Source organism: Brevundimonas sp. GW821-FHT12E07 (assembly GCF_058807035.1).
This window is the reverse complement of record NZ_JBXAQH010000004.1, coordinates 410,936-426,653: the sequence shown is the minus strand read 5'-3', so window position 1 is coordinate 426,653 and position 15,718 is coordinate 410,936. Positions and strand designations below refer to the sequence as shown.

Below are 15,718 nucleotides of genomic sequence, written 5' to 3'. Positions count from 1 at the left end.
AGCGCGACAGTCGGGTCAAACCCTCAGCCGCGCCGCGATTTCGCCGGAGGGGCCCTCAGTCGTGGCCGTGGCTGAGGAACTGTTCGACCACATTGGACATGTCGAACGACTTGCCGCCCTGCACCGGCGGATACTTGGCCAAAGTGCCCAGGTGTTGGTTCATCAACTCACCGATCGGGGCCACCATCCACGACACCTTCTGCAGCAGATGGCCGTAGGAATCGGTGCTGTCATAGGACTCGAAAGGGTCCATGCGGATGTTGAACACCTTGGGCTTGCTGCGCCCGGTGATGGTTCCGTAGTAGTCCTCGGTCGTCGCGAAATGCCATTTCCACGGCCCCAACCGCACCGCCGTCAACTTGCTCTCACTGTAGTGGAAGATGTAGTTCCGCGCGGATTCGTCTGTCTTTCCAGTCCAGTAGTCGAGATTATTCACACCGTCGATGTACTGCTTCTTCTCGGCCAGCACCTTGTCATTGACGTCCGGCACGCCGGCGACGGCGGCCAGGGTGGTGAACATGTCCTGGTGGGCCTGGATGCCGTTCAGCAGCTGCCCCGGCTTGATGTGGCCCGGCCAGCGGACCATCGAGATCACCCGCACCCCGCCTTCATAGGTGGTCATCTTCTCGCCGCGCCAGGGCGTGGTGCCCCCGTGCGGCCAGGACGAATGCTCGGGGCCGTTGTCGGTCGAGTACCAGACGATCGTATCCTCATCGAGCCCATTGGCCTTGAGGAAGTCCAGCACCGTACCGACGTCGTGGTCGTGCTGCATCATGCCCGAGCCGTGCAGATCGACCTCCGAGGTGTACTTCTCGGCGGCATATCGCCACTCGTCGTTCAGCCGGGTGTAGAGGTGCATGCGGCTCGAGTTGAGCCAGACGAAGAACGGCTTGTCATCGTCCTTGGCCTTCTTCATGAACTCCAGCGCCTTGGGGATGAACTCGCCGCCGTCCACGTCATGCATCCGCTCCTGATGCAGGGGTCCGGTGTCGGTGATCTTCTGCTTGCCGACCTTGCCGAACCGCGGATCCACGGTCGGATCGTCCTTATCGGTGGCGAAGCTGTGGATGACGCCACGGGCGCCGAATTTGGCCTCATAGGCCTCCACGCTGCCCGAGTGGGCGATGGCGAAATTCTGGTAGTCGCGCTGCTCGTCCTCCTCGGAAACGTTGAGGTGGTAGAGGTTGCCGAAGAACTCGTCGAAGCCGTGGTTGGTCGGCAGGTGCTCGTTACGGTCGCCCAGATGGCTCTTGCCGAAATGCCCGGTGGCGTAGCCCTCGGCCTTCATGACCTCGGCCAGACACGGGGATTCCGGCTGAAGGCCCAGCGGATCACCCGGCATGCCCACCGTCGTCATGCCAGAGCGGATCGGATACTGGCCTGTGATGAACGACGCGCGGCCCGCCGTGCACGACGACTGGGCGTAGTGGTCCGTAAAGCGGATTCCCTCATAGCCGATGCTGTCGATGTTCGGCGTGGTGTAGCCCATGGTGCCGAGGCCGTAGGCGCTGACGTTTTGCCAGCCGATATCGTCGCCCCAGATCACCAGGATGTTCGGCTTCTTGGCGGGCATGGCGCACCTCTCAATCCGCCGAACCGGGAGCGGCCGGCTTATGGAGCAAGGGTGGCATAGCCTCCTGAGAGGCGACGTCGGGTCAAACCCGCAACCGGGCGAAAATGCGCCGGACGCCGCCTCAAGCCGGCGCCGACGCCCGCATCAACTCTTTGAAATCGCGGCGAAGGCGCGCCCGCCCGGACAATCGGCCCAGCAGGCTTCGGCGAGGTGTTAGGCTGAAGGCCTACAGGTCTTTGACATCGCGCATCACACTCCGCCACGCAGACAGGGTGACGCTCGAGGTGCACGTGTAGTGCAATTTTCGGCCGCTCATCAGAATGTTGAAATTCAAGGGCTTGCTGGAAAGTTCTTAGCCAGAACTTCCAAATTGCACCTTTTGCACCCGCCTTTTTCGAGTGCAAAACGGTCCCTCAGAGCCCCCTCAGGGCTCCAGCCGGGCCTTCAGGCTGGATGTGTCCCAGCGGCGGCCGCCCAGCTTCTGGACGTCGGCGTAGTACTGGTCGACCAAGGCCGTCATCGACACGGTCGCGCCGTTCGACCGGGCCTCGTCCAGCACCAGTCCCAGGTCCTTGCGCATCCAGTCGACGGCGAAGCCGAAGTCGAACTTGCCTTCTGCGGCCGTCTTCCAGCGGTTGTCCATCTGCCAGCTCTGGGCCGCGCCCTTGGACACGGCCTGATAGACGGCGTCGGTGTCCAGACCGGCCGTCTTGGCGAAGTGGATGGCCTCGGCCAGCCCCTGGACGACCCCGGCGATGGCGATCTGGTTGACCATCTTGGTCAGCTGGCCGGCGCCCGAGGGGCCCATGTGCTGGATCGCCTTCGAATAGGCCATCACGGCGTCCTCGACCCGCGCGAGGGCCCCGGCGTCGCCGCCGGCCATGACGCTGAGCTGACCGTTCTCGGCGCCGGCCTGACCGCCCGAGACGGGGGCGTCGATGAAGAAGCGGCCGCTCGCCGTCGCCAGCTCGGCCATCTCGCGCGCCACCTTCGCCGAGGTCGTGGTGTGGTCCACGACCACCGCCCCCTCGGCCAGATGCGGCAGGGCCTCGGTGACCACGGCGCGGACATCGTCGTCATTGCCGACGCACAGGACGAACAGCTCCACGCCCTTCACGGCCTCGGCGACCGTCGCCGCCGACTTGCCGCCGTTGGCCTCGGCCCAGGCGACAGCCTTCTCCGGCGAGCGGTTGTAGCCCGTGACCTCGTGGCCAGCGTTCAGCAGGTGGCGCGCCATCGGGGCGCCCATGACGCCCAGGCCGGCGAAGGCGATCTTCATTCTGTCGGCTCCGATGCGGCGCCGTAGCGGCCGCGGAAGAAGGTCAGGGCCTCGCCGCCCGCGTCATGGAAGGTCTCCACGCGGCCGACGATGATCAGGTGGTCGCCCATCTGGATCCGGTCGTGGGTCGTACACTCGAACCGCACCAGGGCCTCGGGCAGGCACGGGGGGCTGTGATCGGCGGGGCGGACGAACTCGCCCTCCGACAGCAGCGACACCCCCTTGGCGAAGCGGCTGGCCAGCGGGCGATCGGTCGAAGGCAGGACGTGGATGGCGAACCGCTCGGCGGCGGCGAAGACCGGCCAGCGGTCCGAGCGCTCGTCCAGGCACCACAGCACCAGACGCGGCGTCAGCGACACGGAGGTGAAGGAGTTGACGGTGATCCCCAGCGGTCCGGCCGGGCTGTCGGCGGTGACGACGCACACCCCGGTCGCGAAGGCGCCCAGCGCCCTTCTGTAGGCGGCGGTGTCGCGGGCGAGATCGTCGGGCAAGGGTTCGAGGGTCACGGTTCCGACCTAGGCGACCCGCATCCCGGGGGCAAGCGTCTCAGGCGCCGGGGCGCGGATAGAGGGCGCCTTCGCGACGGCCGTGGTCTGTCTGGTGGTCGTATTCCTCGCTGGCCGCCCTGACCTCGGCGCTGGTCGCCTCGACCACGGCGTTCATGGCGGCGCAGTCGGCGCTGGCGCGCATCGCCGCCTGCATCTGGTCCCGCCCGGCGACCGCGATGCGGCCGTGGTTCCGCTCATGAGCGACCAGGGCGGCGAAATAGGCGTCCCAGTCGGCCGCCTCGCGCGGCGACAGCTGGTCCCGCGTGGTCAGGTCCGGCAGGGTCATGCGCAGAACCACCGAGACAGTCGCGGTCGCGGGCACGCACTGGCCGTCCGCCCCGTTCCGCCACCGGGTCTGGAAGACCCAGCCGGTCCGGGCGTCGTGGCGGGCCCCGTCGACCTCGACGGTCGGTCGCGCGTCATTCATCGATTCGCGGATGGATCGGGGCGAACGCCCCGTGACCGGATAGCCGATCAGGGTCACCTCCGGCAGATCGCCGAGCCCGACACGGCTCACCGCCTCGACCAGGGCCGCGCTGGGCGGCGCGGGAGGAACGGCGATGCGCGGCGCAGAGGCCTGCGCGGACAGGGCCCCGGACAGGGACATGGCGACCGCCATGAGGCTCAGGCTGATAGTCATGCGGACGGCGCTCCCCGATGGAGCCCGAGCTTGTCCGCCCCGCGCCACCCACGCAAGCCGCCGCCCCCTGAACGGCGAAATGGGAAACGCGGCGTTAACCCTGAACCGTCACCCTGAGGCCAGTTCTCCCCAAGGTCTCCCGCATGTCCGCCAGCGATCGTCCGATCCTGATCAAGAAGATCAAGAAGGTGTCCGGCGGCGGGCACCATGGCGGCGCCTGGAAGGTCGCCTACGCCGACTTCGTGACCGCGATGATGGCCTTCTTCCTGCTGATGTGGCTGATCAACACGACCGACCCGGAGCAGAAGCGCGGCATCGCCGAATACTTCGCTCCGGCCAGCGTCTCGGACAGCACCTCCGGCTCGGGCGGCCTGCTGGGCGGCACGGCTCTGGGTCAGGACGGCTCCAAGGCCGCCGGCTCGATGTCGGTCACCGAACAGCTCGCGCCCCAGGCCCCGCCGGACGCCCCGCCGGACTCGGGCTCCAACCCCAATGTCGCCTCCGCCAGCGACGAAGCCCTCGCCGCCGAGGTCTCGCGCCGCGAGGCCCAGGAGTTCCAGAGCGCCGCCGAGAGCCTGCGTCAGGCCATGCAGCGCATGCCCGAGCTGGCCGAGCTGTCCAAGCAACTGATCATCGACCAGACGCCCGAAGGCCTGCGTATCCAGCTGGTCGATCAGGAAGGCCGGTCCATGTTCGACCAGAACTCGGCCCGCCCCAACGCCCGCGCCCAGGTCCTGCTGCGCGCCGTGGCCCAGGTCATCAACCGCCTGCCCAACCGCATCGCCATCAGCGGCCATACCTCCTCCGTCGCCGGCTCGGGCCGCGCCTCGACCGCCGCCGACTGGCCGCTCTCGGCCAACCGCGCCGACGCGTCCCGCTCGATCCTGCAGCAGGCCGGCGTCGATCCGGACCGCGTCTACTCCGTCGCGGGCAAGGCCGGTTCCGACCCCCTCTACCCTGACGATCCTTCGCTGGCCGGCAACCGCCGCATCGCCATCGTCCTGCTGCGCGAGGCCCCGGTCCTGCCCATGGACACCAGCCTGTGACCCTCGGCGGGGCATCCGGGCCACGCAAGTGTGGCGCGAACGCCCTTGCGGTGCGGCCGGGAAGCGCGCCAAATCAGGCCATGAACGGTCAGGCGTCACACTGTTGGCAAGATCGGGTGCGGACCTAGAGCCGTGACCCAGCATATCCCGACCCGTCAGCTTCGCTTCTTCATGACCGCGGTCGCGCCCTGCCCCTACCTGCCCGGCATGACCGAGCGGAAGGTGTTCGCCAACCTGCCCTTCTCGGACGGCGCCCACGTCAATGACGAGCTGACCCACGCGGGCTTCCGGCGCAGCCAGAACATCGCCTACCGCCCGGCCTGCGAGAGCTGCGACGCCTGCGTCTCGGTCCGCCTGCCGGTCCCCGAGTTCGAGTTCTCCCGCTCCCAGCGCAAGACCCTGAACCGCAACGCCGACCTGTCGCGCGCCCTGGTCGAGGCCGAGGCCACCATCGAGCAGTTCGACCTGCTCAAGCGCTACCTCGCCCACCGCCACCCCGGCGGGGGCATGACCGACATGACCTGGGCCGACTATGTCGCAATGGTCGAGGACACGGCGGTCCGCACCCATCTGATCGAGTATCGCACGGTCTCGCCCGACGGCGGCCCCGGCGATCTGGTCGCCGTGACCCTGGCCGACCTGCTGTCGGACGGCCTGTCCATGGTCTACAGCTTCTTCGATCCCGAGCTGGAGCGCCGCTCGCTCGGCGTCTTCGCCATCCTCGACCATGTGCGTCAGGCCCGGGCGGTGAACCTGCCCTTCGTCTATCTCGGCTACTGGGTCCAGGGCTCGACCAAGATGGACTACAAGGCCAACTTCCGCCCCATGGAGGTCCTGCGCCACCAGGGCTGGACGCGGCTGGAAGACTGAGGGTGAAGGCCAACCGCCTGATCCTCCCCATCGCCGCCCTTGCCGTCACGGCCACCCTCGTCGGCGGCTGGTTCATCCAGCGGGAACGGGCCTGCGACCGCCTGTCGAACGGCCTGTCCGGAGATGTTCAGGTCAGGCGCGGCTCCGGCGGTCAATGCTACCAGTGCCGCGATGGCGGCTGGCTCTATGACATCGCCTATCCCGTCTGCGCCGCATCGGATCAGCCCTACAAGGCGGGCTAGCCTCAGACCTCAGGTCAGTGGAACAGACGTGCCGTAGCCCGTCGCGGGCACCGAGGTCCCGTACCCCGCACCCTGCCCATCCAGCCGATCCGGCGGCGGCAGGTCACGGCCGCCCGCATACTTCACCAGGGCCGCGATCCGCTTCTCGATCGAGGGGTGCGTGGCGAACAGGCTGTCGATGCCTTCCTTGTCCGGCTGGTTGTCCAGGAACATGCCCTGGACCTCGTCGGGCGCCTTGACCGTCGAGCGGCCCTCGATCTTCCTCAGAGCCGAGATCATGGCGTCGGGGTTCTTGGTCAGATCGACCGAACCGGCGTCGGCGACATACTCCCGCGTCCGCGATAGCATCAGCCGGATCACGATGGCCAGCCCATAGCCGACCGCGGCGATGACCAGACCGATCAGGATCAGCGGCCCGGCGTTCTTGTTGTCTCTCCGCCCGCCGCCCCGGACATAGAACATCGACCTCAGCACCAGCTGGGCCACGACGCTGATGATCCCGGCGAAGATGGAGGCGATAACCATCGTCCGCACGTCCTTGTTGATGACGTGGGTCAGCTCATGGGCCAGCACCGCCTCGACCTCGTCGCGGTCCAGCACATTGAGCAGGCCCCGGGTGACGGTGACGCTGTACTGCCCCTCGTGCAGGCCCGAGGCATAGGCGTTCATCGCGTCGGTCTCGATGATCCGCAGCGTCGGGGTCTTGAGGCCGCGCGAGATCGCCAGGTTCTCCAGCAGGTTATAGAGCTCGGGCATGTCGCGGCGCTCGACCTTCGTCGCGCCCGTCATGGCGTCGATGATGGCCTGGTTGCCGAACCAGGCGATGACGAACCAGACGCCCGCCACCACGATGGCCAGCGGGATGGTCGCCCCCAGCATGGAGACCGCATAGGCCAGATCGTCGCCCAGCCCCCGCCCGGAGTTGGGCAGCAGGCCCAGCCCCATGGCGATCAGCTGAACGCCGAAGATCAGCCCGACCAGCAGGACCGGGAACATGGCCAGCAAGATGACCGACCGGGTGTTGTTGGCCCAGATATGGGTCTGCAGACCGACCGCGCCGCCCATCTACCGAGGCCTCAGAACTTCACCGTCGGCGGGGCGGCGTTCATCGCGGCGCGGTCGGCGGCGTCCACGGCGAAGAAAGGCTTGTCCACGCCGAAGCCGAACATCCCGGCGATCAGCACCGTCGGGAACTGCGCCCGAACGGCGTTGAACTCGGCGACGGCGTTGTTGAAGAAGCGGCGCGCGGCGGCCAGCTTGTTCTCGATGTCCGACAGCTCGCGCTGCAGCTCCAGGAAGTTGGTGTTGGCCTTGAGGTCCGGATAGGCCTCGGCGACTGCGAACAGCCGGCCCAGAGCCCCGGTCATCATGTTGTCGGCGGCGACCTTCTCATTGACCGTGGTCGCGCCGGCGGCGGCGGCGCGGGCGGCGGTGACGGCCTCCAGCGTGCCGCTCTCATGCGCCGCATAGCCCTTCACCGTCTCGACCAGATTGGGGATCAGGTCGTTGCGCTGCTTCAGCTGGACGTCGATGTCGGCGAACGACTGGTCCGCCTTCTGGTTCAGCGCCACCAGCCGGTTGTAGGACCCGATGATCACAAAGCCGATCACGGCGATGATGACGACGACGGCGATGATACCCAGCATGGAGCGCTCCTTCGATGGCGTCCCGAGTATCGCGCGCGGCCCCGGCGGCGGATAGTGAAATCGGCGTCATCGGCGGCCACCTTCTCCCGCAAGGGGAGAAGGCCTATGTCCGGCCTATGACCCAGCCCTCCCCCCTCATCTCCACCGAAGAGCTCGCCGCCCGCCTCGGCGATCCGTCGCTCAGGATCATCGACGGCAGCTGGCATCTGGACGGTCGCGACGCCGCCGCCGGGCATCTGCAGGCGCGCATCCCCGGCACCGTCTGGTTCGATCTGGAGGGCGTGTCCGACCACTCCACCGACCTGCCCCATATGCTGCCGACGCCGGACGCCTTCGCCGCCGCGGTGGGGGCTCTGGGCGTGTCCGAAGGCGATACGGTGGTGGTCTATGACACGGCGGGCCTGTTCTCGGCGCCACGCGTCTGGTGGACCTTCCGGCTGATGGGGGCGAAGGACGTCCGGGTGCTGGATGGCGGCCTGCCGCGCTGGACGGCAGAAGGGCGAGCCGTCGAGAGCGGCCCCGTGACCGCGCCAGCCCCTGCCCGCTTCACGCCCATACCCCGCGCCGGCGACGTCGCCGACCTGCCCAGCGTACTCGCCGCCATCACCGGCGACGCCCAGATCGTCGACGCCCGTCCCGCCGCCCGCTTCACCGGCGAGGCCGCCGAGCCGCGTGCGGGCCTGCGCTCGGGCCATATGCCCGGCGCGCTCAACCTGCCCTTCAAGACCCTGATCGGCGAGGACGGGCGGATGCTGCGCGGCGAGGCCCTGTCGGCCCGCTTCGCCGAGGCCGGCCTGGACATTGATGGCCCCATCATCACCAGCTGCGGCTCGGGCGTCACCGCCGCCGTCCTGACCCTGGCCCTCGCCGAACTGGGCCGCAACAGCGCCCTCTACGACGGCTCCTGGGCCGAATGGGGCGGCCGACAGGACACGCCAGTCGTGGTGGGCTAGGACCGGGTCGAGGGGGATACGACCATGAAGATCGAAGGCACGGTCGCTGTCAGAGAGGACACACCCTACCCCCGCGTCGAAGGCGATCTCAGGTTCGGAGAAATCGATGGCTGGATCCGGCGCGCGAACCGCCATCTGACAGGCGAGCCCTGGCCGAACCTGATGGCCACGGGGCCGCTGGTGCTCGCGACCCTGGCGGCGATCGTCATCGCCGGCCTCGTGAAACACCCCGCCGCCTGGGTGGTCGCCGTCATCGTCGGGATCGTCGCATTTCGCCTTCGACCCTGGCTGTGGCGCAGGCTGGCGGTGAAGCGCCTGAAACGGGCCTTCGCGATCCGGGACGTCCGGTTTCCGCTGCCCGCTTCCATGACGGTGACTGACACCGAGGTTCACTGGAGTCTCGGTGTCTTCGACAGCCGCTGCCCGATCGAGGCGATCTCGGACGTGCGGCGTCTGGGCCCCTTCTGGCTCATCACGGTTCAGGGCACGAACGTCTTCCTGCCCGACAGGGGCTTTGACTCGGACGACCATCGCAGGTCGGTCTTCTCGGCCCTGCAGGACGGTATGAAGCCCGAGGCGGTGGCCCGCAGTCCGGACCTGACCGCCCTGTTCTCCTAGGCCCCCACCGGCTCGGGCTCTTCCGCGTCCGCCGCGACGGCGTCGTCGGTCTCGCCGCGCGAGACCACGGTCGCCAGCACCAGATCGCCGGTGACGTTCAGGGTCGTGCGGCACATGTCGAGGAAGCGGTCGACGCCCAGGATCAGGCCGATGCCCTCGGCGGGCACGCCAACCATCACCAGGATCATCGCCACCACCGGCAGCGAACCGGCCGGAACGCCCGCCGTGCCGACGCCGCCCAGGATGCAGACCAGCATGACCAGCACCTGCTGACCGATGGTCAGGTCGATGTGGAAGAACTGGGCGAGGAACAGGACGGTGACCCCTTCGAACAGGGCGGTGCCATTCTGGTTGGCGGTGGCGCCGACGGTCAGGACGAAGCGGGCGATCTTGCGCGGCAGGCCCAGCTCGGTCTCGGCCGCCTTCAGCGACACCGGCAGGGCGGCGTTGGACGAGGCGGTGGAGAAGGCCACGACCATGGGCTCGCGCACGCCCTTGAAGAACTTGAACGGCGACATGCCACCGCCGATCCAGACGACCAGCGGATAGACCACGAACATGTGGATCAGCATCGCGCCGACGGCGACCGCCACATAGGCCGCCAGACGCACCAGCAGGTCCCAGCCGAACACCGCCGCCAGCTTGAACATCAGGCAGGCGATGGCCAGAGGGGCCAGTTTGATGAAGAGGTTGATCAGCTTCATCGTGACCTCGAGCAGGCCCTCGATGGTCCGCTGAAGCTGGTCGGTGGCCTTCGACTTGGCCATGACCAGGCCGATGCCGAAGAACAGGGCGAAGATCATCACCGGCAGGATCTGGTTCTCCGACGCCGCCGTGAAGACGTTCGAGGGCACCAGATCGAGGAAGAACTGGTCGAACTGGACGCTGGCCGGGGCCTTGTCAACGATGGCCGCCGCGCCCTCGGCGCCCTGGGCCAACAGCTTCTGGGCGATGGCCGGGTCGACGCCGTCGCCGGGACGGAAGAAGTTGACCATGCCCAGGCCGATAACCACGGCGATGCCCGAGACCACGATGGTCAGCAGCAGGGTCTTGATCCCGGCGCGGCCCAGCGACTTCAGGTCCCCCATCTCGGCGACGCCGATCACCAGCGCCGAGAACAGCAGCGGGATGACCATCATGAACAGCAGCTTGAGGAACAGCTGGCCGATGGTGCCGGCGACGGCGATCAGGGTCGTCAGCCAGGCGGCCTCGGGATCGACGTAGAAATTGGCCGCCAGACCTCCGCCCAGGCCGATCACGAACCCGATCAGCATCAGCCAGTGAAGCGGGATCCCGCCGCGTTTCGTCTCAGTCATTCGTCCCCACGAGGTCGGTATGTCAGGCGCAGCAACAGCGCCGCAAGGTCATCAGCGGATCGGCAGGCCATAAATCAGCCCGCCCGGCCGCGCGTTCCATTGTGCATTCAATCCGCGTGCGAGGTCGAGAGCCGATTGGGCGCCCAGGTTCCGCTCGAAGATCTCGCCGTAGTTGCCCACCCCGACGACGGCGTCCAGCGCCCAGTCGTTCGACAGGCCCAGCCGCTCGCCGAAGTCGCCGTCCACGCCCAGCAGTCGCCTGATGCGCGGGTCGGTGCTGTCCTTCGCCAATTGTTTCGCGTTAGCCTGAGATACGTTCAGTTCCTCCGCCAGGATGACGGCGTTCAGGGTCCAGCGAACGATTGTCGTCCACTGTTCATCACCGCGTCGCACGACCGGCCCCAGCGGCTCCTTGGAGACGATATCGGCCAGGATCGCATGCTGCTGCGGATCGGCCATGGTGGTGCGCGCCGCCGCCAGGGCCGAGATGTCGGCGGTGAAGGCGTCGCAGTCCTCGCGCCCATAGGCCTGCCGCGCCGCCTCCTCGGTCGGCGCCACGACCGGGGTGTATTCGATGCCGCGCGAGCGGAAGTAGTCCTGGGCGTTCAGCGCGCTGGTCGAGCCGGCGGCGACACAGACCCGGGCGCCGTTCAGCTCGGTGGCGCTGTTCAGGTCCAGCGCGCGCCGGACCATGAAGCCCTGGCCGTCGTAGTAGTTGATCCCGGCGAAGGTGAAACGCCCGCCGACGTCCCGATCCATGGTCCAGGAGGTGTTGCGCCACAGGACGTCGATCCGCCCCGCCGCCAGGGCGTCGAAGCGGTTGTCGGCGGTCAGGGGCACAAAGCGCACCTTGTCCGGATCGCCGAAGATCGCGGCCGCCATCACCCGGCAGAAGTCGACGTCGAAGCCGCGCCAGTCTCCGCGGTTGTCGGTATAGGCGAAGCCGACAAGCCCCTGATGCACGCCGCAGTTCAGATAGCCGCGCTTCTGCACCGCCTTCAGGGTCGGGCTCTCCGTCTTGACCGCGCCCGCCTTGGGGAAGGCCCCGGTGTCGGCCGCATCTGCGGGGCCTGCGTCGGTCCGTTTCTCGCCGCAGGCCGCAAGCGTCAGGAAGGCGAGGCCCAGAAGGGCCAGACGTCGTCCCGTGCTCGCGGTGTTCAGCATATCCGGCCTCTCGCCCTCGGTTGTCCTTTTAGAGGCCTTCGGGCCTTGATCCGCAACCCGTCGAAGGCCATCGAAAGCGGATGAAGACGCCATCCGACCGCACCCGACTGATCGCCGGCGCCACGCAGCGGGGACACGGGCGCCGCCCGGTCAACCCGCCGGTGGAGCGCGCCTCCACAATGCTCAGCGACCGAGCCGACCAGATGCGCGATGAAAGTCTCGGTCCCGTCTACGGCCTGGCAGGAACCACCGCCGCGCGGGAACTGCGGACGACGCTGGCGGGGCTGGAGGGCGCGGCGGAGAGCTGGATCGTCCCGTCGGGCCTGGCCGCCGTCACCGTGCCGCTGCTGGCCGTGGCCCGGCCCGGCGACGAGATCATCGCGTCGGACGCCGTCTATGGGCCCAGCCGCCGCTTCCTGACGCGCTGGATGACCGCCCGGGGCGTCAGCGTGCGCTTCCACGCGGCCGAGGCGAGCGCCGAGGCGGTCGCGGCGATGGTCGGGCCGACCACCCGCGCCGTCCTGATCGAATCGCCCGCCTCCCTGACCATGGACGTGCTGGACGCCCCCGCGCTCGCCGCCGCGGCGCGGGCGAAGGGCGTCATCAGCATCATGGACAACACCTGGGGCGCGGGCCTGGCCTTCAAGCCGCTGAACCACGGCGTCGACATCAGCGTCCAGGCTGTGACCAAATATGCCGCAGGACACTCCGACCTGCTGATGGGCGCGATCTCGACCAACGACGCCGCCCTGGGCCGGGCCATCGACGGCACGATCGAGGACATGGGCTGGCACGTCTCGCCTGACGACGCCTGGCTGGCCCTGCGCGGCCTGCGCACCCTGCCGCTGAGGATGGCGGAACAGGCGCGATCGGCGCTGACGATCACGACCTGGCTGGAGAAGCAGCCAGAGGTGGCGCGCGTCCTCTACCCGCCCCTGCCCTCCGACCCCGGCCATACGCTGTGGGCCCGCGACTATTCGGGCGCGGCGTCCCTGTTCGGTCTGGAGATGAAGGGCGGTTCGACCGAGGCCGGACGCGCCTTCCTCGACGCGCTCAGCCTGTTCGGCCTCGGCTATTCCTGGGGCGGCTATGAGAGCCTGGCCACGCACGAGACGCACCAGATGGCCTACCGCCAGTCGCCCCCGACCCTGGCCGGAGAGCTGCTGCGGTTCCACGTCGGCCTGGAGGACCCGGCCGACCTGATCGCGGATCTGGAGATCGGCCTCGCCGCCTGGCGGGCCTCTGCAGACGCCTAGTTGCCGCGCAGTTCGGGCATCAGGCCGAACACGACCTCACGCATGTTCGACTGGGGCGGGGCCATGGCGCGCAGGAAGTTGACCGTGTTCCCGGCCGCCTCCTGGAAGGCGAAGTTGGTGTTGGTGAACCGGCAGTTGATGAAGTTCGGCGGCGTGCCGCCTTCGTACACCAGCCGGGCGTCGACGAACTCGCAGTCACGGAAGGTGGCGCCGTCCAGGCGAACGATGCCCTTCAGCGTCTGGTTCTTCGTCTCGGCCATGGCGGCCTCCTGAACGGGCGGCCCGACGGCCGCATTGAAAACTGGCGCGCCCAGCAGGACTCGAACCTGCAACATCCCGCTTAGAAGGCGGGTGCTCTATCCGGTTGAGCTATGGGCGCCGGGGCGACGCCGAAACGTCGAATCCTGCGGCTCAAGTAGCGCTAAGCGCGATAGCCGCAACCCTTAATGAGTCCAGGACTGTTTGCGGTTGGTGGCGAAGTTGTCGGCATAGGCCTTGAGGATCAGCGGCGGCTCCTGCGGCGTGTGCAGGCGGAACGGGATGCCGTAACGGTCGGCGTAGGCGACGGCCTCTTCCTGGGTCTCGAAGGTCAGACGGACCTGACCGTTCATGTCCGAGGAGCCGATCCAGCCCATCAGGGGATCGGTGGTGCGCGCCGAGGCCGGTTCGAACTCCAGCCGCCAGTCCTTCGACTTGGCCTTGCCCGACTGCATCGCGGTCTTGGCGGGGCGGTAGATGCGGGCCAGCATGGGCGGAGACTCTCGGCAGGGAAGCGATTTGAACGCGTCTTATACCGCGTCGCACCAAGGCGTCCATGGGAGGCGTCGAGGCCCGGGCGGGTTTGTCGCCTCCCGGACAGACGAACCATCTGAACGGACTGGCGTTCTGTCGGCCTCTGAGAGGACCGACATGACCTTCACCCAACTGGATCCGACGCTGCCGGTCACCGTGGAAGGCAAGGGCAAGGGCTTCGCCTTCGCCGTCATCGACTATGGTCAGGAGCATTCGCTGATCTGGGTCACCGCCATCGACGAAACCGGCGAGATCTGGTGCGCGCCCAACGCCCGCGTCCGCGTCCAGGCCAACTGGACCATGGGCCGCCGCAAGCAGGACGGACCGCGGGACGGCGACTGCAGCTGAAGGGGAAAGGTCGATGGTCGGAGTGAGAGGATTCGAACCTCCGACCCTCTGGTCCCAAACCAGATGCGCTACCAGGCTGCGCTACACTCCGGCGGCGGGATTTGGCACACTCGGCGCCGCACCGCAAACGCGAAGCGACTGAAAGGCGCAGAAAGCGGCGTCAGTTGTGGAAGAAGGGATGGCGAACCACGTCGCCGGGCTTGGCGCCGATCTCTCCCATCCGGCCCGCCCGGACCTCCAGCACGCCCTTGGCCGGGCCGTTTGAGCTGAGCACCGCCTCAGAGAAGGGGGTGGCGTGCGAGGCGATGGAGACAATGTGGCCGTCTTCCGAAATGTAGACGATGTCCAGGGAGCTGGGGGTGTTCTTCATCCAGAAGCCCTGTTCGGCCGCGACCTCGAACTCGAACAGCATGCCGCGGTCGGCCTCGAGCGGCTGGCGGAACATCAGGCCGCGCTGGCGTTCGGCCTCGTCGTCGGCGATCTCGACCATGAAGGCGTGTTCGCCGGTCGAGGTGACCACGGTCAGGGGCTCCAGCGGACGTCCGGCCGAATCAACCGGACCCTTCGAGCCCTGGGCGCAGGCGGCCAGGACCAGGAAGAGGCCCGAAACGAACAGTCTACGCGAGAAACCCATGGGAACGCCCTCCAGGGGGCGAACCTTAGCCGCCCGGTTTGATCTCGGCCACCACCAGTCCCTTGGGACCTTCGGCGAACACCACCCTGACCGTCTCGCCCGGAACCAGATCGTCCAGGCCGAAGCGCCGCAGGGTCTCGATATGGACGAAGATATCGCCCGGGTCGTTGGCGCGCACCACGAAACCGTAGCCCTTGGTGCGATTGAACCATTTGACGGTGGCGGATTCCATCTCGCCGACGGCGACCGAGGTCTCGGCGCGCGGCTGGACGCCACGGCTGTCGGCCTTGAGCCCCTCATAGCCCGTGCGACGGGGCGGCGCGGCCTGGGCCTCACCCTCACCCAGTTCGTGGACGATCACCACCTGCCAGCCCTTGGCCCGGCGCGCGCAGTCGAAGGTGATCGACGCGCCCTCGCCCGCCGTTTCGTGCCCGCAGTCCCGCAGGCAGCTCACGTGCAGCAGCACGTCCTTGGCATCGGTCCGTTCGGGTTCGTCCGGCACTATGAAGCCGTAGCCCTTGCCCGGATCGAACCATTTCACCCGGCCGGTGATCCGGACCACGTCCGGCGCCTCCAGCCCTTCGTAATCAGACACAGTCACTTCCCCCTGCCCGCACCTCCTGCGGAACGCGGTACGTTTACCACGGTTCTGTGAACGGGAGAAAAGACAAAAACGCACGTTTCGCGCGCGTCAGGGGAATTTGGGGCAAGACATTTGCTGAAAAGACACGACTTTCCCGCTTGCGCGCAAAAACCGTCACTTCTTGTCAGGGGTATAGGGAAGGTCTCGCTG

Annotated in this window: 19 protein-coding genes and 2 tRNA genes; 7 read left to right on the top strand and 14 right to left on the bottom strand. The window is 67.7% G+C overall.

Features of this window, described 5'->3' with window-relative positions:
• Window positions 1-55 precede the first annotated feature (55 nt).
• The 4 genes from AC1ROD_RS16935 to AC1ROD_RS16920 form a co-directional block, all read right to left on the bottom strand.
• Window positions 56-1,573 carry an arylsulfatase gene (locus AC1ROD_RS16935; RefSeq protein WP_492949432.1) on the bottom strand — a complete coding sequence of 506 codons (1,518 nt, stop codon included), beginning with the start codon at window positions 1,571-1,573 and terminating at the stop codon, window positions 56-58.
• 424 nt (window positions 1,574-1,997) lie between these two features.
• A complete protein-coding gene (locus tag AC1ROD_RS16930) occupies window positions 1,998-2,852 on the bottom strand; it encodes an NAD(P)-dependent oxidoreductase (RefSeq protein WP_492949431.1) in 855 nt (284 codons plus the stop codon).
• On the bottom strand, window positions 2,849-3,358 hold the full coding sequence (locus AC1ROD_RS16925) for a flavin reductase family protein (RefSeq protein WP_492949430.1): 510 nt from the start codon (window positions 3,356-3,358) through the stop codon (window positions 2,849-2,851). Before AC1ROD_RS16925 ends, AC1ROD_RS16930 begins: the two co-directional genes overlap by 4 nt.
• 40 nt (window positions 3,359-3,398) lie before the next feature.
• A complete protein-coding gene (locus tag AC1ROD_RS16920; protein ID WP_492949429.1) occupies window positions 3,399-4,040 on the bottom strand; it encodes a DUF922 domain-containing protein in 642 nt (213 codons plus the stop codon).
• Between the two features lie 143 nt (window positions 4,041-4,183).
• On the opposite strand from AC1ROD_RS16920, the gene AC1ROD_RS16915 reads away from it, so the two are divergent.
• The 3 genes from AC1ROD_RS16915 to AC1ROD_RS16905 all read left to right on the top strand — a co-directional run bounded on the left by AC1ROD_RS16915 (window position 4,184) and on the right by AC1ROD_RS16905 (window position 6,198).
• A complete protein-coding gene (locus tag AC1ROD_RS16915; RefSeq protein ID WP_492949428.1) occupies window positions 4,184-5,086 on the top strand; it encodes a flagellar motor protein MotB in 903 nt (300 codons plus the stop codon).
• 132 nt (window positions 5,087-5,218) lie between these two features.
• Entirely contained in the window at window positions 5,219-5,956 is a 738-nt protein-coding gene (locus AC1ROD_RS16910) for an arginyltransferase (RefSeq protein ID WP_492949427.1), read from the top strand.
• Between the two features lie 2 nt (window positions 5,957-5,958).
• Complete coding sequence (locus AC1ROD_RS16905) at window positions 5,959-6,198, top strand: hypothetical protein (protein ID WP_492949426.1); 240 nt, start codon at window positions 5,959-5,961, stop codon at window positions 6,196-6,198.
• A 9-nt stretch (window positions 6,199-6,207) separates the two neighbouring features.
• Here the strand turns inward: AC1ROD_RS16905 and AC1ROD_RS16900 are convergent, their stop codons facing one another.
• Window positions 6,208-7,263 (bottom strand): M48 family metallopeptidase, encoded by a 1,056-nt coding sequence (locus AC1ROD_RS16900; RefSeq protein WP_492949425.1) that lies wholly within the window; start codon window positions 7,261-7,263, stop codon window positions 6,208-6,210.
• An 11-nt stretch (window positions 7,264-7,274) separates the two neighbouring features.
• Window positions 7,275-7,844: a LemA family protein gene (locus AC1ROD_RS16895; protein WP_492949424.1), complete on the bottom strand. Its 570-nt coding sequence runs from the start codon at window positions 7,842-7,844 to the stop codon at window positions 7,275-7,277.
• Window positions 7,845-7,960: 116 nt separating this feature from the next.
• On the opposite strand from AC1ROD_RS16895, the gene sseA reads away from it, so the two are divergent.
• On the top strand, window positions 7,961-8,797 hold the full coding sequence (gene sseA, locus AC1ROD_RS16890; RefSeq protein ID WP_492949423.1) for a 3-mercaptopyruvate sulfurtransferase: 837 nt from the start codon (window positions 7,961-7,963) through the stop codon (window positions 8,795-8,797).
• A gap of 24 nt (window positions 8,798-8,821) precedes the next feature.
• Complete coding sequence (locus AC1ROD_RS16885) at window positions 8,822-9,415, top strand: hypothetical protein (protein ID WP_492949422.1); 594 nt, start codon at window positions 8,822-8,824, stop codon at window positions 9,413-9,415.
• Here the strand turns inward: AC1ROD_RS16885 and AC1ROD_RS16880 are convergent.
• Together AC1ROD_RS16880 and AC1ROD_RS16875 are read right to left on the bottom strand one after the other, a co-directional pair.
• Window positions 9,412-10,731: a dicarboxylate/amino acid:cation symporter gene (locus tag AC1ROD_RS16880; RefSeq protein WP_492949421.1), complete on the bottom strand. Its 1,320-nt coding sequence runs from the start codon at window positions 10,729-10,731 to the stop codon at window positions 9,412-9,414. The two genes, AC1ROD_RS16885 and AC1ROD_RS16880, sit on opposite strands and share 4 nt — an antisense overlap.
• Window positions 10,732-10,782: 51 nt before the next feature.
• Window positions 10,783-11,895 (bottom strand): amino acid ABC transporter substrate-binding protein, encoded by a 1,113-nt coding sequence (locus tag AC1ROD_RS16875; protein ID WP_492949420.1) that lies wholly within the window; start codon window positions 11,893-11,895, stop codon window positions 10,783-10,785.
• 80 nt (window positions 11,896-11,975) lie between these two features.
• Here AC1ROD_RS16875 and metC point away from each other — a divergent pair, with 80 nt between their 5' ends.
• On the top strand, window positions 11,976-13,151 hold the full coding sequence (gene metC, locus AC1ROD_RS16870; protein WP_492949419.1) for a cystathionine beta-lyase: 1,176 nt from the start codon (window positions 11,976-11,978) through the stop codon (window positions 13,149-13,151).
• Here metC and AC1ROD_RS16865 read toward each other — a convergent pair.
• From AC1ROD_RS16865 to AC1ROD_RS16855, 3 genes are all read right to left on the bottom strand, one after another.
• Complete coding sequence (locus tag AC1ROD_RS16865; RefSeq protein ID WP_492949418.1) at window positions 13,148-13,483, bottom strand: hypothetical protein; 336 nt, start codon at window positions 13,481-13,483, stop codon at window positions 13,148-13,150. The two genes, metC and AC1ROD_RS16865, sit on opposite strands and share 4 nt — an antisense overlap.
• A tRNA-Arg gene (locus AC1ROD_RS16860) sits at window positions 13,454-13,530 on the bottom strand. The genes AC1ROD_RS16865 and AC1ROD_RS16860 overlap by 30 nt, the downstream gene beginning before the upstream one ends.
• A 64-nt stretch (window positions 13,531-13,594) precedes the next feature.
• Window positions 13,595-13,900 (bottom strand): ETC complex I subunit, encoded by a 306-nt coding sequence (locus tag AC1ROD_RS16855; RefSeq protein WP_207931670.1) that lies wholly within the window; start codon window positions 13,898-13,900, stop codon window positions 13,595-13,597.
• 160 nt (window positions 13,901-14,060) lie between these two features.
• Here AC1ROD_RS16855 and AC1ROD_RS16850 point away from each other — a divergent pair, with 160 nt between their 5' ends.
• Window positions 14,061-14,291 (top strand): hypothetical protein, encoded by a 231-nt coding sequence (locus AC1ROD_RS16850; protein ID WP_492949417.1) that lies wholly within the window; start codon window positions 14,061-14,063, stop codon window positions 14,289-14,291.
• A gap of 14 nt (window positions 14,292-14,305) precedes the next feature.
• Here the strand turns inward: AC1ROD_RS16850 and AC1ROD_RS16845 are convergent.
• The 3 genes from AC1ROD_RS16845 to AC1ROD_RS16835 form a co-directional block, all read right to left on the bottom strand.
• Window positions 14,306-14,382 (bottom strand) — tRNA-Pro (locus tag AC1ROD_RS16845).
• Between the two features lie 69 nt (window positions 14,383-14,451).
• The gene (locus tag AC1ROD_RS16840) at window positions 14,452-14,925 is read right to left on the bottom strand and encodes a DUF192 domain-containing protein (RefSeq protein ID WP_492949416.1); all 474 of its coding nucleotides are present in this window, start codon (window positions 14,923-14,925) and stop codon (window positions 14,452-14,454) included.
• Between the two features lie 25 nt (window positions 14,926-14,950).
• Window positions 14,951-15,520: a cold-shock protein gene (locus AC1ROD_RS16835; RefSeq protein ID WP_492949415.1), complete on the bottom strand. Its 570-nt coding sequence runs from the start codon at window positions 15,518-15,520 to the stop codon at window positions 14,951-14,953.
• Window positions 15,521-15,718 lie beyond the last annotated feature (198 nt).